22 protein-coding genes are annotated in these 21863 nt (G+C 75.5%); 12 read left to right on the top strand and 10 right to left on the bottom strand.

The genetic code is table 11. The annotated features are described in order from the left end of the window. Positions 1 to 191 precede the first annotated feature (191 nt). The 4 genes from ECOMGDLI_RS24830 to mftF all read left to right on the top strand — a co-directional run bounded on the left by ECOMGDLI_RS24830 (position 192) and on the right by mftF (position 5147). Positions 192 to 1307 carry an NDMA-dependent alcohol dehydrogenase gene (locus tag ECOMGDLI_RS24830; RefSeq protein WP_088319534.1) on the top strand — a complete coding sequence of 372 codons (1116 nt, stop codon included), beginning with the start codon at positions 192 to 194 and terminating at the stop codon, positions 1305 to 1307. A 50-nt stretch (positions 1308 to 1357) separates the two neighbouring features. After that, complete coding sequence (locus ECOMGDLI_RS24825; RefSeq protein ID WP_233153621.1) at positions 1358 to 2242, top strand: MoxR family ATPase; 885 nt, start codon at positions 1358 to 1360, stop codon at positions 2240 to 2242. 212 nt (positions 2243 to 2454) lie between these two features. After that, positions 2455 to 3189, top strand: coding sequence for a vWA domain-containing protein (locus ECOMGDLI_RS24820; protein ID WP_088319532.1), 735 nt, complete (start codon positions 2455 to 2457; stop codon positions 3187 to 3189). 404 nt (positions 3190 to 3593) lie between these two features. Next, positions 3594 to 5147, top strand: a complete 1554-nt coding sequence (gene mftF, locus ECOMGDLI_RS24815) for a mycofactocin biosynthesis glycosyltransferase MftF (protein ID WP_088319531.1) — start codon at positions 3594 to 3596, stop codon at positions 5145 to 5147. Here mftF and mftE read toward each other — a convergent pair. After that, entirely contained in the window at positions 5120 to 5800 is a 681-nt protein-coding gene (gene mftE, locus ECOMGDLI_RS24810; RefSeq protein ID WP_088319530.1) for a mycofactocin biosynthesis peptidyl-dipeptidase MftE, read from the bottom strand. The two genes, mftF and mftE, sit on opposite strands and share 28 nt — an antisense overlap. 13 nt (positions 5801 to 5813) lie before the next feature. Next, positions 5814 to 6617, bottom strand: coding sequence for an SDR family oxidoreductase (locus ECOMGDLI_RS24805; protein ID WP_088319529.1), 804 nt, complete (start codon positions 6615 to 6617; stop codon positions 5814 to 5816). 95 nt (positions 6618 to 6712) lie between these two features. On the opposite strand from ECOMGDLI_RS24805, the gene mftR reads away from it, so the two are divergent. Further along, positions 6713 to 7372, top strand: a complete 660-nt coding sequence (mftR, locus tag ECOMGDLI_RS24800; protein WP_088319528.1) for a mycofactocin system transcriptional regulator — start codon at positions 6713 to 6715, stop codon at positions 7370 to 7372. A gap of 21 nt (positions 7373 to 7393) precedes the next feature. On the opposite strand, the gene mftD is transcribed toward mftR, so the two are convergent. From mftD to mftA, 4 genes are all read right to left on the bottom strand, one after another. Further along, on the bottom strand, positions 7394 to 8569 hold the full coding sequence (gene mftD / locus ECOMGDLI_RS24795) for a pre-mycofactocin synthase MftD (RefSeq protein WP_088319527.1): 1176 nt from the start codon (positions 8567 to 8569) through the stop codon (positions 7394 to 7396). Positions 8570 to 8582: 13 nt separating this feature from the next. Continuing rightward, positions 8583 to 9905, bottom strand: a complete 1323-nt coding sequence (gene mftC / locus ECOMGDLI_RS24790) for a mycofactocin radical SAM maturase (protein ID WP_088319526.1) — start codon at positions 9903 to 9905, stop codon at positions 8583 to 8585. Continuing rightward, positions 9902 to 10159 carry a mycofactocin biosynthesis chaperone MftB gene (mftB, locus tag ECOMGDLI_RS24785; protein ID WP_233153620.1) on the bottom strand — a complete coding sequence of 86 codons (258 nt, stop codon included), beginning with the start codon at positions 10157 to 10159 and terminating at the stop codon, positions 9902 to 9904. The genes mftC and mftB overlap by 4 nt, the downstream gene beginning before the upstream one ends. Before the next feature lie 142 nt (positions 10160 to 10301). Beyond that, the gene (gene mftA / locus ECOMGDLI_RS24780; protein WP_088319524.1) at positions 10302 to 10424 is read right to left on the bottom strand and encodes a mycofactocin precursor MftA; all 123 of its coding nucleotides are present in this window, start codon (positions 10422 to 10424) and stop codon (positions 10302 to 10304) included. Between the two features lie 249 nt (positions 10425 to 10673). On the opposite strand from mftA, the gene ECOMGDLI_RS24775 reads away from it, so the two are divergent. Then, on the top strand, positions 10674 to 11954 hold the full coding sequence (locus ECOMGDLI_RS24775) for an MFS transporter (RefSeq protein WP_088319523.1): 1281 nt from the start codon (positions 10674 to 10676) through the stop codon (positions 11952 to 11954). A gap of 12 nt (positions 11955 to 11966) precedes the next feature. On the opposite strand, the gene ECOMGDLI_RS24770 is transcribed toward ECOMGDLI_RS24775, so the two are convergent. From ECOMGDLI_RS24770 to ECOMGDLI_RS24760, 3 genes are all read right to left on the bottom strand, one after another. After that, entirely contained in the window at positions 11967 to 12278 is a 312-nt protein-coding gene (locus tag ECOMGDLI_RS24770; RefSeq protein ID WP_088319522.1) for a hypothetical protein, read from the bottom strand. Further along, positions 12275 to 12460, bottom strand: a complete 186-nt coding sequence (locus ECOMGDLI_RS24765) for a hypothetical protein (protein ID WP_088319521.1) — start codon at positions 12458 to 12460, stop codon at positions 12275 to 12277. Before ECOMGDLI_RS24765 ends, ECOMGDLI_RS24770 begins: the two co-directional genes overlap by 4 nt. Before the next feature lie 96 nt (positions 12461 to 12556). Beyond that, a complete protein-coding gene (locus ECOMGDLI_RS24760) occupies positions 12557 to 14752 on the bottom strand; it encodes an alpha-galactosidase (RefSeq protein ID WP_143447912.1) in 2196 nt (731 codons plus the stop codon). 184 nt (positions 14753 to 14936) lie between these two features. Here ECOMGDLI_RS24760 and ECOMGDLI_RS24755 point away from each other — a divergent pair, with 184 nt between their 5' ends. The 6 genes from ECOMGDLI_RS24755 (at position 14937) to ECOMGDLI_RS24730 (ending at position 21002) form a co-directional block, all read left to right on the top strand. After that, positions 14937 to 15770, top strand: coding sequence for a GNAT family N-acetyltransferase (locus tag ECOMGDLI_RS24755; RefSeq protein ID WP_088319519.1), 834 nt, complete (start codon positions 14937 to 14939; stop codon positions 15768 to 15770). Positions 15771 to 15801: 31 nt separating this feature from the next. Beyond that, positions 15802 to 16332: a TspO/MBR family protein gene (locus ECOMGDLI_RS24750; RefSeq protein WP_088319518.1), complete on the top strand. Its 531-nt coding sequence runs from the start codon at positions 15802 to 15804 to the stop codon at positions 16330 to 16332. A gap of 159 nt (positions 16333 to 16491) precedes the next feature. Next, positions 16492 to 17070, top strand: coding sequence for a hypothetical protein (locus ECOMGDLI_RS24745; RefSeq protein ID WP_088319517.1), 579 nt, complete (start codon positions 16492 to 16494; stop codon positions 17068 to 17070). A 184-nt stretch (positions 17071 to 17254) separates the two neighbouring features. Further along, positions 17255 to 19231, top strand: coding sequence for a methyl-accepting chemotaxis protein (locus tag ECOMGDLI_RS24740; protein ID WP_143447911.1), 1977 nt, complete (start codon positions 17255 to 17257; stop codon positions 19229 to 19231). 48 nt (positions 19232 to 19279) lie between these two features. Then, positions 19280 to 20398 (top strand): Gfo/Idh/MocA family protein, encoded by a 1119-nt coding sequence (locus ECOMGDLI_RS24735; protein WP_233153619.1) that lies wholly within the window; start codon positions 19280 to 19282, stop codon positions 20396 to 20398. A 37-nt stretch (positions 20399 to 20435) separates the two neighbouring features. Beyond that, positions 20436 to 21002 carry a hypothetical protein gene (locus ECOMGDLI_RS24730; protein ID WP_088319515.1) on the top strand — a complete coding sequence of 189 codons (567 nt, stop codon included), beginning with the start codon at positions 20436 to 20438 and terminating at the stop codon, positions 21000 to 21002. Positions 21003 to 21035: 33 nt separating this feature from the next. Here ECOMGDLI_RS24730 and ECOMGDLI_RS24725 read toward each other — a convergent pair. Then, a partial coding sequence (locus tag ECOMGDLI_RS24725) for a LytR C-terminal domain-containing protein (RefSeq protein WP_158221141.1) occupies positions 21036 to 21863 on the bottom strand: 828 nt, incomplete at its 5' end.

The raw sequence follows: 21863 nt of genomic DNA, 5'->3' as shown, positions 1-21863 counted from the left end.
GACCTGCGACGCGGCGCCGCCCAGTGCATTGGGTCACAGCGCGGCGGGTCCGTCAAGAGGATCAACGTTCGACAGTCGCCTCGCGGGACGTTCGACTCTTGGCGAGTGTTCAGGAACTGCACACCCGTGGCGCGGACGGCCCTGCGAGTGTGATCTGCGTCCCAGTGCCGTGACACCTCCCAGGAGCGCACATGAAGACCAAGGCCGCAGTCGTCTACGAGCCCGGCAAGCGCATCGAGGTCGAGGAGCTCGAGCTCCGCAAGCCCGCCGAGGGCGAGGTGCTCATCCGCTACACGTACGCGGGCCTGTGCCACTCGGACATCCACGTCGCCCACGGCGACCTCGAGGCCCGGATGCCGATGATCCTCGGCCACGAGGGCGCCGGGATCATCGAGGAGGTCGGGCCGGGCGTCACGCGCGTCAAGGCGGGCGACCACGTCGTCTGCTCGTTCATCCCCAACTGCGGCACCTGCCGGTACTGCGCGAGCGGCCAGCAGTCGATCTGCGACATGGGCGCGACGATCCTCGACGGGATCCTCCCCGGCGGCGGCTACCCGGCGACCGGTCCGCGCGGCGACTACGGCGGCATGTGCATGCTCGGCACGTTCAGCCAGTACGGCGTCATCCACCAGAACTCGGCCGTCAAGGTGGACGACGACCTGCCGCTCGACAAGGCCGTGCTCGTCGGCTGCGGTGTCCCGACCGGGTGGGGCGCGGCGGTCAACACCGCCGAGGTGCGCGCCGGCCAGACCGCCGTCGTCATCGGCATCGGCGGCATCGGGATCAACGCCGTCCAGGGCGCGCGCTACGCCGGCGCCAAGTACGTCATCGCGATCGACCCGCTGGAGAACAAGCGCGAGAAGGCGATGGAGCTCGGTGCGACGCACGCGTTCGCGACGGCCGAGGAGGCGATGACCGCGGTCACCGACCTCACCCGCGGCCAGATGGCGGACGCCGCGATCCTCACCCCGGGCCTCATGACCGACGAGATCGTCTCGCAGGGCTTCCACATCGTCGGCAAGGGCGGCAAGGTCGTCCTCACCGGGCTCAACAAGATCATGGAGCCGACGATCCAGCTGCCGGGCACGCTCATGACGCTGTTCCGCAAGCAGCTGCGCGGCAGCCTCTTCGGCGACTGCAACCCGACGACGGACATCCCGAAGATCCTCGGGCTCTACCAGTCCGGCGACCTCAAGCTCGACGAGATCATCACCCGTACCTACACGATCGACCAGGTCAACGAGGGCTACGACGACCTGCTCGAGGGCAAGAACGTCCGCGGCATCGTCGTCCACGAGCACGCGTGACAGGTCTCGGATCTACCGCGGGCCCGGAGGTTCGGTCCTCCGGGCCCGCGGTGGCACGTCCCGTCGTCGGCCGCGACCGGGAGGGGCAGATCCTCGAGGCCGCGCTGCGCAGCGGCGCCCACGTCGTCCTCGAGGGGCCGCCCGGCACCGGCAAGTCGACGCTGCTGCGTGACGTCGCCGCCCGGCGGGCCAGCCCGTTCGTCCTCGTCGAGGGCAACGCCGAGCTCACCCCCGCGCGGCTCGTCGGGCACTTCGACCCGGCGCTCGTCCTCGCCCGCGGCTACACCCCGGACGTGTTCGTCGACGGGCCGCTGCTCGAGGCGCTGCGGGCCGGCGGGCTGCTCTACGTCGAGGAGCTCAACCGGGTCCCGGAGGAGACGCTCAACGTCCTGCTCACGGTCATGAGCGAGGGCGAGATCGCGGTCCCGCGGCTCGGGCACGTCAAGGCGTCCGACGGGTTCCGGCTCGTCGCCGCGATGAACCCGTACGACGCGGTCGGGACGGCGCGGATCTCCGGGGCGCTCTACGACCGGACGTGCCGGATCACGATGGGGTACCAGGACCTCGAGTCCGAGTGCGAGATCGTCGCGCAGCAGCGCCCGGGCACGCCCGACGCGTGGCGACGGGCCGCCGTCGGCATGGTCCGGGCGACCCGGGAGCACCGCGACCTGCGGATGGGGTCGTCGGTGCGCGGCGCGCTCGACTTCGTCGGGCTGACCCGCGAGCTCGCGGCGCTGCGCGGGGTGCCGGACGACGACTGGCAGTCCGGGCTGGACGCCGCCCTCGTGGCGCTCTCGGGGCGGGTGCGGCTCGACGAGGGCTGCAACCGCGCGGTCGAGGACGTCGTCACCGAGCTGTACGTCGCGGCGTTCGGCCCGCGGCCCACGGGCCCGGACGACGACCCGTCGGGAGGCGGGGACGCGGGAAAACGCTGAGCCCGCCGCCCGGGGCGGGCCGCCCGCAGCAGGACCCGAACTCCGGCGCCAACCGCCGCGCCCAGCCGCGTGCAAGCACCCGCAGCCGCTCGGAGCTCGCCCGCAACCCGCACTTCGCCGAGCTCTCGCCCGAGGTCGGCGTCCTCGACGAGGACGCCCTGCGTGACGCGCTCGCCGCCGACCCGGACGACGTCCTCGCGCTGCTCGCCGCGATGATGACCGCGACCGACGAGGGCCTGCGGGCCGCGGTGCACCGGCTCGCGCCGAAGCTCGTGCTCGACCGCACCCGGACCGGCCGACCGCGCCGGCGCGGCGTCGGCCGTCCGCAGCCGGCCCGGGCCTCGCTCGGCGGCGACCTCGACGTCGACGCCTCGCTCGACGCCGTCGTCGCGGCCCGCGCCGAGGGCCGCCCGCCGGGGCTCGACGAGCTGACCGCCCGGGACTGGGCCCGGTCCGACCTCGCACTCTGCCTGCTCGTCGACCGCTCCGGCTCGATGAACGGCCCACGGCTCGCGGCCGCCGCGGTGACCGCCGCCGCGTGCGCGCTGCGGGCGCCGGCGGAGCACGCCGTCCTCGCCTTCGCCCGCGACCCGGTCGTCCTCAAGCCGCTCGCGTCGACGCAGCCCGCCGCACGGACCGTCGACCAGGTGCTGCGGCTGCAGGGGCACGGCGTGACCGGTCTCGGAACGGCGCTGCGGGCCGCCGCCCGCGAGCTCGAGGGCTCGCGCGCCCACCGGCGGGTCGTCGTCCTGCTCTCCGACTGCCGCCCGACGGACGACGAGGACCCGCTGCCCGCCGCCCGCGCGATCCCCGAGCTCGTCATCCTGGCGCCCGCCGAGGACGACGCGGAGGCGCGCGCGTTCGCGGCCCGCGCCGGGGCGAAGGTCGGCACGGTCGAGCACATCCTCGCGACGCCGCACGTGCTCGAGGACGTGCTCACGGGGTGAGGCTTTGCTCTGCCATCAAGAGCGAGCCACCGCATCGCTTGCTCTGCCATCAGGAGCGGCCAAGGGCCGGCCGCGCCACAGCTTCGGCGTTGCTCGGGGACACGCGGGCGCGGCACCGGTGTGTCGCGGAGCAACGCCGAAGCTGTCGCGCGACGCGACGCACCGAGCGCTGCACCGACGCATGCACGCGGCCCGCGGCGGGCCGTGCAGCGATGGGTGCATCGACGGGGGTGCTGGAGCACCCGAACCGCTGCACCCACGGCTGTACGACTCGGCCGGGCGGCCCGGTACACGCCGTCCGACCGGGCAGGTGCCCCGGCGGGCGGCGGATGGCAGGCTGACGCCGCAGGCGTGATCCACGAACCAGGGACAGGCGGACACAGGCAGGACGCGGGAGGCAGCGGATGACCGACACGTCGACCCGCGTGCCCCCGCGCCGCCCCGGCGGCCTGCCGGACGGCACCCGCGTGACGCTCGACCCACGCGTCCGCGTGCACGGGGCGGTCGTCCTCGGCGGGTCGCCGTGGGGCGTCGCCCGGCTCGCGCCCGCCGCGCTCGCGCTCGTCGCCCGGGCCCGGGTCGACGGCCCGGACGGCACCGTGCCGCTGACCCCGGCCGAGCGGTCCGCCGCCGACCTGCTCGTCGAGCGCGGGGTGCTGCACCCGGTCATGACCCCTCGGCCGTCACGGGTCGAGGTCGTCGTCCCGGCGTACGGCCGGCCCGACCTGCTCGACGCGTGCCTCGCCTCGCTCACCGCCTCCGCGCCCGGCGGCGACGTCCTCGTCGTCGACGACGCGTCCCCGACCGGCGAGGTCGCCGCGGTCGCCCGCGCGCACGGCGCCCGGCTCGTCCAGCACCCCGAGAACCGGGGACCGGCCGCGGCGCGCAACACCGGTCTCGCGGCGACGACCGGGGACGTCGTCGCGTTCGTCGACGCGGACGTCACCGTCCCGCGCGGCTGGCTCGACGGTCTCGTCCCGCTCTTCGACGACCCGAGGGTCGGCGCGGTCGCCCCTCGGGTGCTGCCCCGCTCGCGCAGCCGCACCCTGCTCGCCCGGCACGAGCTGGCCCGGTCGGCGCTCGACATGGGGGCCCGGCGCGAGCTCGTCCGGCACGGGTCGCCGCTGGGGTTCCTGCCGTCGGCGACGCTGCTCGTCCGGCGCTCGGCGCTGGCGGACGCCGGCCGCGGCCGGGGCGGGTCCGGGAGCGGCTTCGACGAGCAGATGCGGGTCGGGGAGGACGTCGACCTCGTCTGGCGGCTCCTCGCTGCGGGGTGGCACGTGCGGTACGAACCGGCCGTCGAGGTGCACCACGAGATGCGGGTCGTGCCCGGGCAGTGGGCCCGACGCCGGTTCGAGTACGGGACGTCGGCCGCGGCGCTCGACGACCGGCACCCCGGCCGGCTCGCCCCCGCCCGGGTCTCGGCCTGGAACCTCGCCGCGGCGGCCTGCGTGCTCGCGGGCCGGCCCCGCAGCGGCGCCGCCGTCGCCCTCGCGGCGACCGCCGCGCTCGCGCACCGGCTCAGGTCGGCGGACGTCGACCCGGTGCTTGCCGGCTACGTCGTCGGCAAGGGGCTGCTCGCGGACGGCGCAGCGCTCGGGCACGCCCTGCGGCGGGAGTGGTGGCCGGTCGGGACGCTCGTGCTGGCGGCCGCCCTGTCGCGCCGCGGCAGCACCCGCAGCGGCACCGGGCGTCGGACAGCGCGGACGGCGGCCGCCGCGATGCTCGTCCCCGTCGCCCTCGAGTGGGTCCGGACCCGCCCGGACGTCGACCCGGCCCGGTACGCCGCGCTGCGGCTCGTCGAGGACGCCGCCTACGGCAGCGGCGTGCTCGCGAGCGCCGGCCGGCAGGGCAGGCTCCGGGTGCTCGTGCCTGAGGTCCGGCTGCCGAACCTGCCGTGGGACCGGACCCGCGGCCGGCGGACCAGCGGTCAGCCGCCCTCCACGAGCCGGTCGTAGGCCTCGACCGCGCGCTCGACGAGCCCTGCGAGCAGGCGCTCGCCCTCGGCGGCGGTCGCGCCCGTCGGGTCGCCGAGGACGCCGTTCGGGCTGACCCCGCGCACCCCCTCGGCGCGCAGCCGCGGCAGCAGGTCGGCGACGGGAGCGGTGGGCCCCGGCTCGGCCCGCTCCAGGGCGACGAGGTGCGGGGCCAGGTGGAGCAGGAGCGAGGTCTCCGAGCGCCCGGCGTGCGCGTCCATGCCGGGCAGCCCGAGGTGAACCGCGGCGACCGCGCGGCCCTCGCCGAGGCCCAGCCGGACCGCCCCTGCGACCGCCTCGGCGTTGCCGCCGTGACCGTTGACGAGCAGCACCGCGGGCCAGGTCGACGTCACGTCCCGGAGCAGCTCGACGAGGAGCAGTCGCAGCGCTTGCGTCCCGATCGAGACCGTGCCCGCGAACCCGGCGTGCTCGCCGCTCGCGCCGAACGGCACCGCGGGGGCCAGCGCCGCGCCGGGCCGGACGGCGGCCAGCCGTTCGGCGACGGCCGAGGCGACGAGGGTGTCCGTCGCGAGCGGCAGGTGCGGGCCGTGCTGCTCGAGCGACCCGAGCGGGACGACGAGCGCACCGCGGGCGGCCGCCTCGACGTCCGGGGACAGCGCGTCGGTCAGCCGCACGTGACGCCCGCCGTCACCCGACGAACCCGCCGTCGACCTCGAGCGCCGTCCCGGTCACCGCGGACGCCGCCTCCGAGCACAGCCAGACGACCGCCGCGGCCGGCTCCGCGGGCTCGAGCAGCCGGCCGAGCCGCTGGCTCGGGGCGAACCGCTCGACGTCGTCCAGGCCGTACGCGGCGGCGGTGCGGGTGAGCATCGCCGTCCGGGTGCTGCCGGGCATGACGGCGTTCGCGGTGACCCCGAACGGGGCGAGGTCCGCGGCGAGCGACCGGACGTACCCGAGCGCGGCGTGCTTGGCGGCCACGTAGGACGCCAGCCGCGGTAGCCCCCGGGTGCCGGCCGACGACACGACCGCGACGAACCGGCCGCGCGCCGGGGCGGCGGCCAGCAGCACCGGGCAGGCGGCCCGGGCCAGGTTGGCGACACCGTGCAGGTTCACCGAGAGGTCGCGGTCGAGGTCCTCCGGGGTCAGGTCCCACGCCGGCCCCTCGGCCCCGAGGATCCCGGCGACCGCGACGGCCGCGACGAGCCGGTCCCCGGCGAGCCCGACGAGGTGCGCGACGTCGTCCGGCCGCCGGACGTCGCACGGTGCGTGGACGACGTCCGCCCCGGCCGCGCGGCAGGCGGCAGCGCTGGCGGCGAGGTCCTCCGCCGAGGCGAGCGGGTAGGTGAGCCCGGGGACGGCGTCCGGTGCCGGGACGTCCCCGAGCACGAGGTCCCAGCCGGCCCGGGCGAGCCCGACGGCCGTCGCGGCACCGATACCGCGGGCGGCCCCCGTGACGACGGCGACCGGGCGGGCGTGGTCGGTGGCGGTCATGGCACCACTGTGGCGCAGCGCGCGATGATGTGGCCCGGGTGCCGCCGTGGCGCCCGGCGGGTCGCCCCGCCGCAGAGGTGCGAGGAGGGAGCCACGTGGCCGCCGACGTCGTCTCCCCGCGCGCCGGGCGCCCGCCGAGCACGTCGGCCGGCCGGCTCGAGCAGATCGCCTTCGACCTGTTCACGCAGCACGGTTTCGACGAGACGACGCTCGAGGACGTGGCCGCGGCGGCGGGCATCAGCAAGCGCACGTTCTTCCGCTACCACCGCTCGAAGAACGACCTCGTCTGGGGCGACTTCGACGTCCACCTCGCGCAGTTCCGCGCCGAGCTCACGGCACGGGACGGCGAGCCGATGATGCAGGCGCTGCGCCAGGCCGTCGTCGCGTTCAACCGCGTCGAGGGCGAGGCCGTGGTGCAGCACCGGCGCCGGATGCAGCTCATCCTCACCGTCCCCGCGCTGCAGGCGCACTCGACGCTGCGGTACGCCGCGTGGCGCGAGGTCGTCGAGGAGTTCGCGGCGCGGCGCTCGGGGCACCCCGCGGGCAGCCTGCTCCCGCGGCTCGTCGGGCACCTCGCCCTCGCGACGAGCGTCGCGGCCTACGAGCAGTGGCTCACCGAGCCCGGTGCCGATCTCGAGCCGCTCATCGACGCCGCGTTCGCCGCGCTGGCAACGGGTTTCGACGCCGCGGCACCGGCTGCGGGAGGGCCGCCCCCGGCGGCCGGCACGTCCGTCTGGCACGGCCTGCGGCCCTGACCCGGACGAGCCGGCCACCCGTCAGACGCCGAGCCGCCGGACGAACCCGTCCGGCACGAGGACGTCGTCCGGCCCGAGGTCGGTGACCTTCTCCTTGCCGAGCGCCATGAGCGCGGAGTCGATGCCGTTGCGGAAGATGTCGAGGACGTTCTCGACGCCGGTCTGGCCGTTCGCGCCGAGGCCCCACAGGTAGGCGCGGCCGATCATGCAGGCCTTGGCCCCCAGGGCGAGGGCCTTGACGACGTCGCTGCCGCGGCGGACCCCGCCGTCGAGGAGGATCTCGACCTGGTCGCCGACGGCCTCGGCGACCGTCGGCAGGGCGCGGATCGAGGCGGGCGTGCCGTCGAGGTTGTTGCCGCCGTGGTTGGACACCGAGATCGCCGAGACCCCGGCGTCGACGGCACGGCGGGCGTCGTCGGCCCGGATGATGCCCTTGAGCATGAACGGGCCGTCCCACTGCTTGCGCAGCCAGGCGATGTCGTCCCAGGTCGGCGGCGGCGTGCCCATCCACTCGCCGTAGGCGCCGAAGAACGTCGGGGTCGGCCCGCCGGGCAGCGCCATGTTCGGGACCTCGAGGCCCGGCGGCTTCAACGTCCTGGCCCACTCGAGGAACCACCGCGGCCGGACGACGGCCTCGGGCATCCGGGTGACGATCGTCCTCAGGTCGATCCGGTCGGGGATCTTCGGGGAGCCCCAGTCCCGGGCGTGCGAGAACGACCAGTCGAGGGTGACGATGACGCCCTGCACACCGGCCGCCCGGGCACGGTCGAGGCGGGCCACCATGTCGTCCTTCGAGCCGCACCAGTAGACCTGGAAGAAGGTCTTCGGGTTGGCGGCGACGACCTCCTCGACGGGCTTGGACGCGAACGACGACAGACCCATCGCGACGCCGCGGGCGGCGGCCGCACGGGCGACGGCGACCTCGCCGTCCGGGTGGACGGCTTGCACCCCGGTCGGGGAGATGAGGACCGGCAGGGCGACGTCCTGGCCCATGACCCGCGTCGACAGGTCGCGGTTCGGCTTCGTCGCGGCGACGTGCGGCGCGAACCCGAGCTCGGTGAACGCCGCGAGGTTGTCGTCGAGGGTGGTGCCCTTCTCGGACCCCGCGACCAGGGCCATGTAGACGCTCTTCGGGAGCCGCTTCTTCGCGAGCGTCTGCGCGACGGCGACGGTCTCGAACCACTCGGTGCGTGCCATTGGAGTCTCCTGCTCAGCCGGTGAGGCGCGGTGAGAAGCCTGCGAGCGGGTCGTCCTCGCAGGCGCTCACGGCGCGGGTCGACGTCGGCGCCGTGCGACCGATCGTCACGGGAACGGGGCGGGCCGCGCGGGTCGTGCGGTGCGAGTGGTCCTGGTCGGGCTTCGGGACGGCGGCCAGGTCGGCCGCGTCGAGCGCCGCCAGGGCGGTCTCGCCGTAGCCCTTGACGCACTCCGGGTCGGGGCCGTCCAGGGGCAGGCCCGTGAAGAACTTCGCGGCCATGCAGCCGCCGCGGCAGGTGCCGTAGGCGGAGCAGGACGTGCAGGTGCCGCCCTTCTGCGGGATCCGCAGGTCGGCGAAGAGGTCGCTGGTGCGCCAGACCCCGGTGAAGCCACCGGCGTCGCGGACGTTGCCGGCCCTGAACGAGTCGTGGATCGCGAACGGGCAGGCGTAGACGTCGCCGACCGGGTCGATGAGGCACACGACCCGGCCCGCGCCGCAGAGGTTGAGGCCGGGGAGCGCGTCGCCGTAGGCGGCGAGGTGGAAGAACGAGTCCCCGGTGAGCACCGTGTCGACCGGGGCGCCGTCCGGCCCCGTCGTGTTCGCGACGAGCCAGTCGTAGAGCTCGCGCTGCTGGCCGGGCAGCGGGTGCAGGTCGTCCCAGGAGTCCGCGCCGCGCCCGGACGGGCGCAGCCGGGTGATCCGCAGGGTCGCCGAGTACCGGTCCGCGAGGGCCTTGAACGCGTCGAGCTGGCCGATGTTGTGCCGGGTCGCGACGACGGAGATCTTGAAGCCGGTCATCCCGGCCTCGGCGAGGTTCTCCATGGCGCGGACGGCGGTCGCGTAGGACCCGGGCCCGCGGACGTGGTCGTTGACGTCCGCCGTCGCGCCGTCGAGGGAGATCTGGACGTCGACGTAGTCGCTGGCGGCGAGCCGTGCCGCGACCTCGGGGGTGATCTTCACGCCGTTCGTGGAGAACTTCACCCCGACCTGGTGCGCGGTCGCGTAGTCGACGATCTCCCAGAAGTCCGGGCGGACCGTCGGCTCGCCGCCGCCGATGTTCACGTAGAACACCTGCATCCGCTGCAGCTCGTCGATGACGGCGAAGCACTCCGCGGTCGACAGCTCCCGCGGGTCACGCCGTCCGGAGCTCGACAGGCAGTGCACGCACGACAGGTTGCACGCGTAGGTGAGCTCCCACGTGAGGCAGATCGGCGACTGCAGGCCCTGCTCGAACAGGTCCACCAGCTTCGGGGCCGGCGTCGGTGCCGTCAGCGTGGCCGTCGGCGTGGCCGTGGCCCGGCCCGGGCGGTCCTCGGTGACCGTCGTCCCGCTCATGATGGGTCCCTCCGCACGATCATCCCGGTCTGCGCCAGGGTCTCCAGGGCGCCGGCCACGTCGGCCGGTACCGGGTCGGGCACGCCTGCGGCCACGCACGCCGCCCGCGCGGTCGCATGGTCGGGCAGCGACCGGACGGCGTCCGTGAGCAGGGGGTCCTTGAGGAACGACAGCCGACGGGTCCCGAAGTGGTAGAGCAACGCCCCGAACGGCTCCGGCCGCACCGCGACCTGCGCATGCAGCCGCCACGCCACGTCCAGGTCGAAACCCGTTGGCGCAGAGGGGGTCGCGGCCGACCCGGATCGAGGGTCGGACCGGGCGTCGGGAAGGGGGCCCGTCGGGCTGCCGGCCTCGGCGGGGAGCGTCACGACGCTCGCCGGGGCACGGGGTGCGGCGTCAGTAGACGCCGCACATCCCGTCGATCGAGACGTCCTCGACGAGGGTCTCGACGGTGGCCTCGTCGGCCGCGGGGGCGACGGCGTCGGTCTCGACGACGTCCTTCGTGGTGGGCTCGTTCACGGTTCCTCCTGGGTGCGCGACGGTGCATCACCTGCGGCCGGGACCAACGTCCTGCGGCGTGGGGTCGAGATTAACTGCACCCGGTGACGAAAAGGAAGGGTCGCTGCGTCGAACGGTCTGTCAGGGCAGGTCCGTACCTGTCCGGAAGGAGAGCCGGGTGCCCGGCGGCCGGTGCGGGGCCGGGACGGCGTCGTGCGGCGCCCGGCAACCGTGTCGACCCCGGCGCCCGCTGCTCGGTAGCGTCCGCCCGTGCCCGAGATCCACGCCGCCGGAGGCGGTCGCGCGCGGGGCGACGCTGCGCGCGTCTACTACGCGCTGGAGACCTTCTCGTCCCTGTTCTGGACGCTCGGGTTCACCCTCAACCTGCTCTACCAGGTCGAGGTCGTCGGGCTGTCGCCGTTCGAGATGGTCCTCGTCGGGACGGCGATGGAGCTCACGTGCTTCCTCGGGGAGATCCCGACCGGGATCGTCGCCGACCTGTACTCCCGACGGCTCTCGGTGATCATCGGGTTCGCGGTCATGGGGGCCGGGCTCGTGCTCCAGGGGGCCGTGCCCGAGCTGTGGGCGGTGCTCCTCGCCCAGGTCGTGTGGGGCATCGGGTACACGTTCACGTCCGGCGCGACGGAGGCCTGGGTCACCGACGAGGTCGGCGAGGACGCCGTCCGTCCGCTGTTCACCCGGGCCACCCAGATCGGCCTGGCGATGACGTTCCTCGGCACCCTGCTCGCCGGTGCCGTCGCGCTCGTGGGGCTCGCCGTCCCGCTGCTCGTCGCGGGTGCCGGCTACGTGCTGCTGGCGCTGGTGCTCGCCGTCGTCATGCCGGAGCGCAACTTCAGCCCGGCGCCGCGCGAGGAGCGCGAGACGTTCGCCGCGATGCGCCGCACGCTGCGCGACGGGCTGCACCAGGCCCGCTCGCGCCGCGTCGTCCGCACCTTCCTCGTCGTGAGCCTCGTGCTCGGGCTCGCGAGCGAGGCGGTGGACCGGTTGTGGGTTCCGCGCGTCGTGGCCGGCTTCGACCTGCCGGACGTGCCGGGGCTCGGCCAGGGCAGCGGCGCGGTCGGCGCGTTCACCCTCTTCGCCCTCGTGAGCGCGGCCCTCTCGCTCGTCGTGAGCCTCGTCGTCAACCGGTACGCCGAGCGGGTCGTCGCCGACCCGCACCCGAACGTGCTGCTCGCCGGCCTGGTCGGCGTGCAGGCCGCGGGCGTGGTCGGGCTGGCCCTGCTCGGCAGCCTGTGGCCGGTCATGGTCGCGAAGTGGCTCCGGGATGCCGCCCGCTCCCTCGCGGGCCCCATCGAGGCGGCCTGGCTCAACCGCAACGTCGACTCGGCGTCGCGCGCGACGGTGCTGTCGGTGAACAGCCAGATGGACGCCGTCGGCCAGGTCGCCGGCGGCCCGCCGCTCGGGGCGCTCGCGTCCCGGACGTCGATCCCGGTCGCGCTGCTCGTGTCGGCGGCGCTGCTGCTGCCGGCCGGCGGGCTGCTCGCGCGGTTGCGGCCGGAGGGGACGGCGGAGCGCCCGGCCGGGACCTGACCCCGGGCCGGCTCAGCCCGCAGGCAGCTCCATGTGCACGCTGACGAGCTCCACGGCGCCGTCCGCGCCGAGGCGGGCGACGACGGCGACCATCGGGACCAGCCGGCCGACGGTGACGAGCACCCGGTACTCCGGGCGGCCGGGCAGGATCTGCGGCAGCGCGTCGAAGCCCGCGGCGAAGCGGTCGACGATCTTGAGCAGCTCGAAGGTGTCGAACTCCCCGCGGGTCGGGCGGCCGTCACCGGCCGGCTCGGCGGGCAGCAGCCGGTCGAGCTGGTCGAAGAAGGCCGGGGTGGCGCGGACCTGGCGGCGGCCGGTCGTCACCCCGCGGGACGGGCGTCGGACGCCGCGATCTGGTCGAGGAGGCCGCTGCGGACGCGGGCGAGGAAGTCCGGTGAGATCGGTTCGAGGCTCGTCAGCACGGCGGCGTCGAAGACCGCCTGGTCCTGCGCCGGCGACAACCCCGCGAGCTCCGCCCCCGACCAGACCTTCTGCGCAGCGTCCATGGCGCTCCCTCCCTCGATCACAGGAGAAACCCTAGAGGTCCCCCCTGACAAGACCGACGACCGTTGGTGTGATCTGTGCCGGCGCGCGGTGCGCCGTCAGCAGCGGTCGAGGACGACGACGTCGGCGTCCGCGGCCAGCGCCCAGGGGACGACGAACCCGGTGGCGAGGTCGCGCCCGTTGACGACGGTCGCGTCGGACGGCACGGGGTCGCGGCGGCGGCCGAAGAGCCCGCCGCGCGCCGGTGCCGACGGGGGCGGCGCGTCGGCCGGGAGCGGCGTGGTGCCCCGGTTCGTGAGCCGGTAGCGGGCCGCCGGGTCGAGGCCGGGCACCCGGACGACGAGGTCGGCGCGGCCCGCGGCGGGCCGGCCGTAGGCGAGGACGACGACCCTCGCCGCGTCGGGCGCGACGAACGTCAGGGCGTAGCGGGCGTCGTCCGGGTGGCCGTGCGCCGTGACGGCGCCCTCGTGCACGCACTGCCGGATCTCCTTGTACAACGCGACGAGAGCCGTTGCGCGGGAACGGGTCGCGCCGTCCCAGGCGAGCAGGTCGACGCCGATCCCGAGCGCGCCGGCCATCGCGACGACGAACCGGAACTCCAGCGAGCAGCCCTCGCCGTGGTCGTCCCAGCCGGTGACCCACGAGCTCATCGCGGCGGCCGGGTACGCGGTGAGGAACCCGTGCTGGACGGCGAGCCGGGCGCGCGGGGCGGTGTGGTCGCTCGCCCAGGTGACGTCGGTGAGCGCGAGGGTGGCGTCGTCGAGGCGGCCGGCGCCGCTCGCGCAGGACTCGACGGTGACGTGCGGGAACTCCGAGCGGATCATCCGGAGCAGGTCGTAGTAGGCCCGCGTGTGCTGCACCGACCACTCCCGGCCGTGCGGGTCGCCGGGCCGGCCGCCGTCCGTCACGGGGCGGTTCATGTCCCACTTGAGGAACGTGATCCGCTTCTCCCGCAACAGGTCCCGCAGCACGCCGGCGACGTGGGCCGCGACCTCGCGGCGTCCGAGGTCGAGCACGTACTGGTGGCGGACGCCGACGAGCGGCCGGTCCCCGGCCCGGTACACCCAGTCCGGGTGCGCCCGGTAGAGGTCGCTGTCCGGGCTGACGCACTCGGGCTCGACCCACAGCCCGAAGCGCATCCGGGGGTGCACGGCGTCGATGAGCGGGCCCAGACCGTGCGGGAACTTGACCGGGTCCGGCCGCCAGTCACCGATGCCGGCGTGGTCGTTCGTGCGCCCGGCGAACCAGCCGTCGTCGACGACGAAGCACTCGGCGCCGAGGTCCGCCGCGACGGCCGCGAGCCGTGCCTGGTGCTCGACACGGACGTCCCAGGCCGTCGCGTACCAGGAGTTGTAGACGACCGGGCGGTGCTCGGGGCCCGTCGTGCGCAGCACCTCCAGACGCTGGAAGGCGTGCCAGCGCCGGGTCACCCCGGCGACGCCGTCCGGGCTCCACGTGCCGAGCATGTCCGGTGCCACGAACCGCTGCCCCGGCTCCAGGGTCACGACGGTCGACTCGTCGTCGACGCCGCCGCCGACCCGCACCCGCCCCCGCGTCGGGACGGCGTCCACCGACATCCGCCACGACCCGCTCCAGGCGAGCTTGACCCCGAACGCCTCGTCGGCGCCCGGGTCGGCGCCGAAACGCTGCACGACGACGCAGGGCGCGTAGAGGTGGCCGGTCAGCCCGTTGCGGCTGCCGATGCTCAGCTCGCCGGCGGGCAGCGCGGCCCGCGTGCGGGTGAGCTCGTCGGCCCACGCCCCGGTGAGCAGGTCGACGTCCGCACCCGGACCGACGGGGACGTCCCACGCGCCGCTGAACACCCGGCTCAGCCGCACGGTCCGGGCCGCGGAGGCGTTCTCGACGACGACGTGCTTGCGGACGACGTCGTGCCGCTCGTCGGTCGTGACGACGAGGTCGACCGCGAGCGTGCCGGTGGTGTCCGTGAGCCGGGCGGTGAGCGTGTGCCGGCCGGGCGCCGTCCCGGGCCGTTCGACGCGCACCCCGCCAAGGCGCAGCAGCACCCCGACGAGCCCGTCCCCGAGGTCCGCGACGAGCTCGGCGCGCTGCACGTGCCGGGTGCCGAGCGCCGTCCACTCGCTCGGCTCGACGTCGGTCGGCGTCAGCACGTTCGTCTGCTCGACGGCGACGTGCCCCCACGCCGTGCCCGGTGCGCCCCAGTGCACGAGGTCGAGCCCGGTCCCCGACGCGGACGGCGCGACGACGTACTCGGCGGTGGCCGTCGGCAGACGCCAGGGGCCGGTGGTGGCGAGGTCGTGCGCGTGCGTGGTCACGCAGCCATCCTCCTGGGTCGCACGGCCGGCCCGGCTGACGGTTGAGTGGTCCAGCTGTCAGCAAGCCCGGAGATGTTCCGACTTAGCATGCGTAGCTCGGAACATCTCCGTCGGAGCTCCGAGATGTCACCGACTGCTCGGTCGGTACGCCCGATGCGACCGCAGCCGTCCCCGAGGAGGCCCCGTGACCCGCTGGACCCCGGACGCCGTCCGCGCCGCCGCGGCCGAGTGGGTCTGGGTGCCGCCCGGCGCTCCCGAGGTCGACACGGACGAGTACCACCTCGTCGGCTACCCGGAGAGCTTCGAGCACCCGACGCAGGTCGCGCGGTGCCGTTCGGCGCGGCCCGCGGACGGCCTCGTCGGCGAGGTCGCCGGGATCGCCCGGGGCTGGGGCCGCACGACGCTCGGGTGGTGGGTCGGTGACGGGACGACGCCCGCGGGGCTCGGTGAGGCGCTCGCACGGCGGGGCGCCGAGGTCGTCGAGACCGTCGACGTCCTCGCGTTCGACCTCGCCGGCGGGCTGCCGGACGCCGTGCGACGACCGGCCCCGGCGGGGGTCGACGTCCGGCTCGTCGACGACGCCGCCGCGCTGCGGGCGGCGAACGACGTGTCCGTCCAGGTGTGGGACGCCCTCGTCCCCGAGGACGACGACGCGTGGCTCGCGGCCGAGCTGGCCGACCTCGGCCGGCCGATCCGGGAACGCGGCGGGTTCTCGGTGCTCGCGACCGTCGACGGCGTCCCCGCCGCGACCGGCGGCTGCACCCTCGCGGACGACGTCGCGCGGCTCTGGGGCGCGGCGACCGTCCCCGCGCTGCGCGGTCGCGGGGTCTACACCGCGGTCCTGCTGCACCGGATGGCCGTGGCCCTCGAGCACGGCGCGACGCTGGCACTCGTCAAGGGCCGGGTCGGGACGTCGGCACCGATCCTGCGCGGTGTCGGCTTCACCGCCTACGGGCAGGAGCACCTGTACCGCCAGCCGCTCGGCCCGCTCGGTCCGGGCGCCCCCGCCACCGTTTGACACCTCGCCCGGCACCCGGGAGCGTCGACGCATGATCCCCGCAGACGCGACGGGCCGGTCGGCCCCGGCCGCCGTCCCCGCGCCGGACGAGAGGTGGAACCGGGTGCTCGCCGTCGCCGCGGTGCTCGTGGTCGTCGCGTACGCCGTGCTCGCGACGCGCTGGGTCAGTGCCGACCCGGGCTGGTACGACGCCCTGACGAAGCCGTCCTGGCAGCCGCCGGACTGGGTGTTCGGGGTCGCGTGGCCGTACAACTTCCTCGCGCTGGGCGCCGCCGGGGTCGCGCTCGGGCTGCGGACGCCGCGCGGCACCGCGGGTCTGTGGCTGGCGGTCCTCGTCGCGAACGCGGCCTTCGCCCTCGGCTGGGCGTACCTGTTCTACGTGCCGCACGCCCTCACCGCGGCGGCCGTCTCGCTCACGGTGGCCGCCGTCCTCGCCTGGGTGCTCGCGCTCCTCGCCTGGCGGGCGCTGCCGTGGACCGGGGTGGCGCTCCTGCCCTACGCGCTGTGGCTCACGGTCGCGACGAGCCTGGCGTTCGGGTTCGCCTCGCAGCGCACCGGCTGAGGCCCGCCCGCGGAGGGGCCTGGGACGGGCGGCCCCGACCGTCGGTTCCCGGCGCGGCGCAGGATCAGGGAGATCCCCGACCCGGTGCTGCCACGAACCAGGGTGCGGGCAGGGACTTCGCCACTGGCCCCGATCCCGGAACGGGGGTGGAATGTCCGTATGGCAGACGTGAAATCGGCATGGAACGACGCGGGGGACCAGCTGCAGAACCTCGGCGCCTCACTCAAGCAGCACTACGCGCAGCAGCGCGGCGAGGACGCGAGCCAGACCAAGGAGCAGGTCGGCGACGCGTTCAAGAAGGTCGGAGAGGCCCTCCAGGGCGCGTTCGACGCGCTCGGCGCGGCGGCCAAGGACCCGGCGGTCAAGGCGGACGTCAAGCAGACCGGCAAGTCGGTCGCCGACGCGCTCACCGTGACCTTCACCGAGCTCTCCGAGGACGTCCGCAAGGCGTTCGAGAAGCGCAAGGGCGACGCGGGCGAGGCGGCCGGGACGCCGACCCGTGAGCCCGGCGAGTCCGGGACCCCGTGGGGGACGGCCCCCGCCGGCGGCGCACCGGCCGCCGGGACCGACGAGACCCCGGCCCCGAGCGCGCAGTGGACCGCCCCGGCCACCTCGGACTCGACGGCCGCCCCGGCGGGCGCGCAGGAGCACGGCGTCGACGGCGGCACCGCCCCGCAGACGCCGACCGAGAACGACCCGGACGTGCAGGGCCGGCAGGACCCGGCCTCGAACATCTGACCGTTCCAGGACGACCGGTCCCGGCCGTGGCCACGTAGGCCCACGGCCGGGATCGTTCCCATCGGACGAGCACCCGGCCGACGCCTCATGACCCGGCCCGCTCCGGACGACAACCAGGGAGCCGGCACGAACCGCTGCCGGCAGCGCCGCACCGCGGCGCCTGTCGTCGCGAAGGAGCCCCGGCGTGTCCGGTCGTCTTCGTACGATCCGGGGCCGGATCGTGCTGCTCGTCGTCCTCGTCACCGTCGTCGGACTCGGATCGGTCGTGGGCTACGCGACGTGGGCCGGCCGGGCGACGTCCCTCGAGGACGGCCGGCGGTACGGCGTCGAGGTGGCCGAGGGCGTCGCGAGCGACGTCGAGCGCGCCATGAACGAGCCCGTCCAGTCCGCGCGCGATCTCGCAGCCGGTCTCGGCGCGCAGGCCGCTGCCGGGCGCGCGGACCGGGACGCGTCCGACCGCACCCTGCTCGCCGTCCTCGGCGGGCACAGCGGCTTCCTCGGCACCTGGACGGTCTGGGAGAAGGACGCGTTCGACGGGGCGGACGCCGCGCACCGCACCGACCCGCGCAGCGACGCCACCGGCCGCTACATCCCGTACGCCGTGATCGGCAAGGACGGCAAGGCGTCCGTCACGCCGCTCGTCGACTACGAGAAGGAAGGCGTCGGCGACTACTACCTGCTGCCGAAGAAGTCCGGCAAGGAGGTCGTCCTCGACCCGTACACCTACGCGATCGACGGGGTCGACGTGCTCATGACGTCGGTCTGCGTGCCGGTCGTCGTCGGCGGGAAGGTCGTCGGCGTCGCCGGGGTCGACACCGCGCTCTCGTCGGTGCAGGAACGGCTCTCCGGCGTCCGGCCGCTCGGCACGGGCCGCGTCGAGCTCGTCACCGCCTCCGGCACGGCCATCGCCGGCCCCGCCGGCACCGTCGTCGGCAAGCCCGCCGAGAAGTCCCTCGTCGCGGGCGCCGCACGGGTCGCGTCGTCCGGCCGGACGAGCGTGACGACCGGGACCACGGCGATCGTCGACGGCCCCGCCCTCGTCGTCGACGTGCCGGTGCGGGTCGGCGAGAGCTCGACGTGGACGCTGCGGGTGGCCCTGCCGCTCGCGACGCTCGACGCCCGCGCCGCGCACACCCGCGACGTGGTGCTCGGCGTCGGCGCCGTCGCCCTCCTGCTCGCCGTCCTCGTGGGCCTGTTCGTCGCGGGCACCGTCGTCCGGCCGCTCGACCGGCTCAACGCCCAGCTCGCGGACATCGCGGAGGGCCGCGCGGACCTCACCCGGCGCGCCGACGAGCAGGCCGGCGGCGAGGTCGGCGCGCTCGCCGTCTCGTTCAACCGGTTCGTCGGCCGGATCGCCGACCTCGTGCGCGAGATGCGGGACGGCGCGCACGCCGTCGCCGGTGCCGCCGGGCACCTGTCCGACTCCGCGAACGCCCTCAGCGAGACCGCCGAGCGCACGAGCCGCGAGGCCGGCGAGGCGGAGGAGTCCGTCGGCCGGGCCCGGGACGGCGTCGGCGCCTCGGCGCAGGCCATCGGCGAGATGCGGGCCTCCATCGAGGAGATCGCGCGGAACGCGTCCGAGGCGTCCGGCGTCGCGGGCGAGGCCGTCGGGATGGGCCGGCAGGCGGACGACGCGATCGAGCGGCTCGCGACGTCGTCGGCCGAGATCGAGGACGTCGTCCGGCTCATCACGTCGATCGCCGAGCAGACGAACCTGCTGGCGCTCAACGCGACGATCGAGGCGGCCCGGGCGGGTGCGGCGGGCAAGGGCTTCGCGGTCGTCGCCGACGAGGTCAAGCAGCTCGCGCAGCAGACCGCCGAGGCCACCGACGACATCGTCGCCAAGGTCGCGACGATCCGCACCGACACCGGCCAGGCGGCCGCCGTCATGCGGGCCGTCGCCGAGGTCATCGAGCGGATCGACGGCTACCAGACGACGATCGCCGCGGCGGTCGAGGAGCAGACGGCGACGACGGTGCAGATGGCGGACAACATGGCCGCCGTCGGCGCCGCGACGGACGGCATCACGACGAGCGTCACCCAGGTGACGTCGGCCGCGCACTCGTCGGTCTCGGCGATCACCCAGACCCGGGCCGCGGCCGAGGAGCTCGCCGAGGTCGGGCAGCGGCTCAGCCGGCTCGTCGACGAGTTCGTCTGCTGACGCGCCGCCGCACGGCGGTGGTCCGGCCCGGCACCTACCGTGGGCGCCGTGCCGGAACCCCTTGACGACGCCGTCCAGCCCGTCGCCCTGCCGTCCGAACCCGTGCCCTTCGCGGTCGTCGGGTACGGCTGGCGGGCGCAGTTCTTCCTCCGGCTCGCCGCGCTGCTGCCGGAGCGGCTGGCCGTCTGCGGGGGCGTCGTCCGCCGGCCCGAGGTCGCGGCGCGGGCCGCCGCCACATGGGGCGTGCCGACGTACCCGACCCTCGACGACCTGCTCGCCGCGCGGCGGCCCGGGTTCGTCGTCACGAGCGTCCCGTGGGACGCCAACCCCGGCCTCGTGCGGGACCTCGTCGGGCGCCGCGTCCCGGTGCTCACCGAGACCCCGCCCGCCCCCGACCTCGCCGGGCTGGCCGCGCTCTGGGCGGACGTCGGGGCGAGCGGGCTGGTCCAGGTCGCCGAGCAGTACCACCTCATGCCCGGGCACGCGGCCCGGCGGGCGGCGGTCGCCGCGGGCACCGTCGGGACGCCGTCGCAGGTACAGGTCTGCTCGACCCACGGCTACCACGCGGTCTCGCTCGTGCGGACGCTGCTCGGCATCGGCCGGCTGCCGGCGACGGTCACCGGGACGACGCTGCACGGGCCGCTCGTCGACCCGGTCGGCCGCGACGGCTGGACCGACGACCCGACGCCGAGGCGGGCCGCGAACGTCGTCGCGACGCTGGACTTCGGCGACGTCTCCGGCGTCTACGACTTCAGCGACAACCAGTGGCACAACCCCCTGCGCGGCCGCCGGGTCGTCGTCCGCGGCAGCCACGGCGAGATCGACACGGACGACGTGACCCGGCTCGCCGGCCCGCGCACCGTCGTCCGGTCGCGGCTCGAGCGGCGCCAGGTCGGCTACGACCTCGACCTCGACGGGTACGACACCGACCACGTCTCGCTCGACGGCCGGGTGCTGTGGCGCAACCCGTTCGCCGGGCTGCGCCTCGCCGACGAGGAGATCGCCATCGCGTCGATGCTCGTCGCGACCGCGGCGTGGACCCGCGAGGAGGGCCCGGAGCCCTACCCGCTGCGCGACGGCTGCCACGACCACGCGCTCTCGCTGGCGATCGACGAGGCGGTCGCGGGCGGCCGGCCGGTGCGGGTCGAGGACGTTCCGTGGGCGTGACGGTTCAGCCCGGCGGCGCGGCTGCCGACAGGCTCGTATGGGAGCAGGACGTCTCGAGGCGCTGAGCAGGCTCGGTGAGTCGCTGCTGCCGCGGATCAGCCCGCGGCGCGGGGCGATGGTCGACGGCGGCTGGACGACGGTGCTCACCCCGCGCGGGCTGCTCCGGGCCGCGCCCGGCGTCACCCGGCAGGCGATCCGCAGCGGTGCCGACCTCGTCGTCGTGACCCTCGACGTCGTCGACGTGACCGCCGCGGGCTCGACCGAGGGCGCGGCCGGCGTGCACCTGCAGGCCCGCCGCTCCGTCGAGGACCCGTCGGCGCTCGTCGGCGACCTGCTCGAGGTCTCGGTCCGCACGACGGACCGGGTCGCCCGGACGTCGCCGCACCGGTTCGCGGTGCTCCTCGCCGCCGGTTCGGCGTTCGCCGCCGACACCGCCGAGCGGCTGCACCGCGGCGCCCGCCGCACCGTGCGGCCCTACGGGCTCGGGGTGCGCGTCGGCGTCGCCCGGCGGGCCGCCGTGGACTGCGCCGGCCCGGCCGAGGCGTGGCTGGGCGGCATGATCGACGAGGCCGCGACCGGCGCGGACCTCGGCGGGGGCCGGTAGTCCGCACCGCACCGCACCGGGCCGGCGTCGGCGTCAGGTCGCGGACGGCGCCGGGGTCTTCGAGGCGTTCTTCGACGGGCCCTTCGACGGGCTCGTCGTGCCGGCCGGGGCGGTGCTCCCGGACGGGGTGGAGGACTGCTCGCCGCCGGTCGGGGCGCACCCGGCCGGGACGGACGCGAGCGTGGGCGTGAGGGCCTTGGCGGCCGCCGCGGCGGACCGGACCTTCGTGAACTTCTTGCCGAGGACGAGGTCGACCGACTCGCTGACCCGCTCGTCCGGGACCAACGTGACCTTGCCGTCGATGTACGCGGCCACGGTCTTGGCGGCCTCGAGCCCGGCCGGCCCGTGCCGGATCACCGCGACGCCGGGGACCTTCGCCTCCTGCGGGTCGTTGCCGACCTCACCGATCTGGAACCCGCGCTTCTTGAGCGTGCCCGCCACCGTGCGGGCCAGGCCCGTGCGGCTGCTCGCGTTGTAGACCTTGACCGTGACGTTCTTCGCGGGCGGCGCGGTCTGCGTCGGGGTCGGGCAGACCGGGGCGGAGACGTTCGCGGCGCCGAACGGCCACGACCAGGCGCCCTGGAAGAACGTGAACGACGCCAGGCCCATCGCGAGGACGCCGAGGAAGATCCCGAGGAAGGTCAGCGTCCGGCGGCGCTCCCGGCGGCGATGCGCGCGGATCATGTCCGCCGTCGGCCGCAACGTGATCGCCGTCGTCTCCGGGTCGGCGGGGTAGCCGTACCCGTACCCGGTGTCGCCCGGGGCGCCGCCGTCGGCGTCCGGGCCGGGGGTGACGTCGTCGTAGCCGACCTCGCCGACGGGCGCGTCGGGCTGCGGGGCCGCGGGGGGCGGGGCCGCAGC

Origin of the sequence: Kineosporia sp. R_H_3 (assembly GCF_002198675.1) — a bacterium.
Lineage (GTDB): Bacteria > Actinomycetota > Actinomycetes > Actinomycetales > Kineosporiaceae > R-H-3.
The sequence above is the reverse complement of the archived record's forward strand: the minus strand, read 5'-3'. Positions and strand labels throughout refer to the sequence as shown.

Bases quoted from the DNA above. Each gene is read 5' to 3' on its own strand.
- mftD (WP_088319527.1), bottom strand. From the start codon at position 8,569: ATGGCACGCACCGAGTGGTTCGAGACCGTCGCCGTCGCGCAGACGCTC.
- ECOMGDLI_RS24765 (WP_088319521.1), bottom strand. From the start codon at position 12,460: ATGGACGCTGCGCAGAAGGTCTGGTCGGGGGCGGAGCTCGCGGGGTTG.
- mftC (WP_088319526.1), bottom strand. From the start codon at position 9,905: ATGAGCGGGACGACGGTCACCGAGGACCGCCCGGGCCGGGCCACGGCC.
- ECOMGDLI_RS24730 (WP_088319515.1), top strand. From the start codon at position 20,436: ATGGGAGCAGGACGTCTCGAGGCGCTGAGCAGGCTCGGTGAGTCGCTG.
- ECOMGDLI_RS24805 (WP_088319529.1), bottom strand. From the start codon at position 6,617: ATGACCGCCACCGACCACGCCCGCCCGGTCGCCGTCGTCACGGGGGCC.
- ECOMGDLI_RS24820 (WP_088319532.1), top strand. From the start codon at position 2,455: ATGATGACCGCGACCGACGAGGGCCTGCGGGCCGCGGTGCACCGGCTC.
- ECOMGDLI_RS24750 (WP_088319518.1), top strand. From the start codon at position 15,802: ATGATCCCCGCAGACGCGACGGGCCGGTCGGCCCCGGCCGCCGTCCCC.
- mftF (WP_088319531.1), top strand. From the start codon at position 3,594: ATGACCGACACGTCGACCCGCGTGCCCCCGCGCCGCCCCGGCGGCCTG.
- ECOMGDLI_RS24830 (WP_088319534.1), top strand. From the start codon at position 192: ATGAAGACCAAGGCCGCAGTCGTCTACGAGCCCGGCAAGCGCATCGAG.
- ECOMGDLI_RS24745 (WP_088319517.1), top strand. From the start codon at position 16,492: ATGGCAGACGTGAAATCGGCATGGAACGACGCGGGGGACCAGCTGCAG.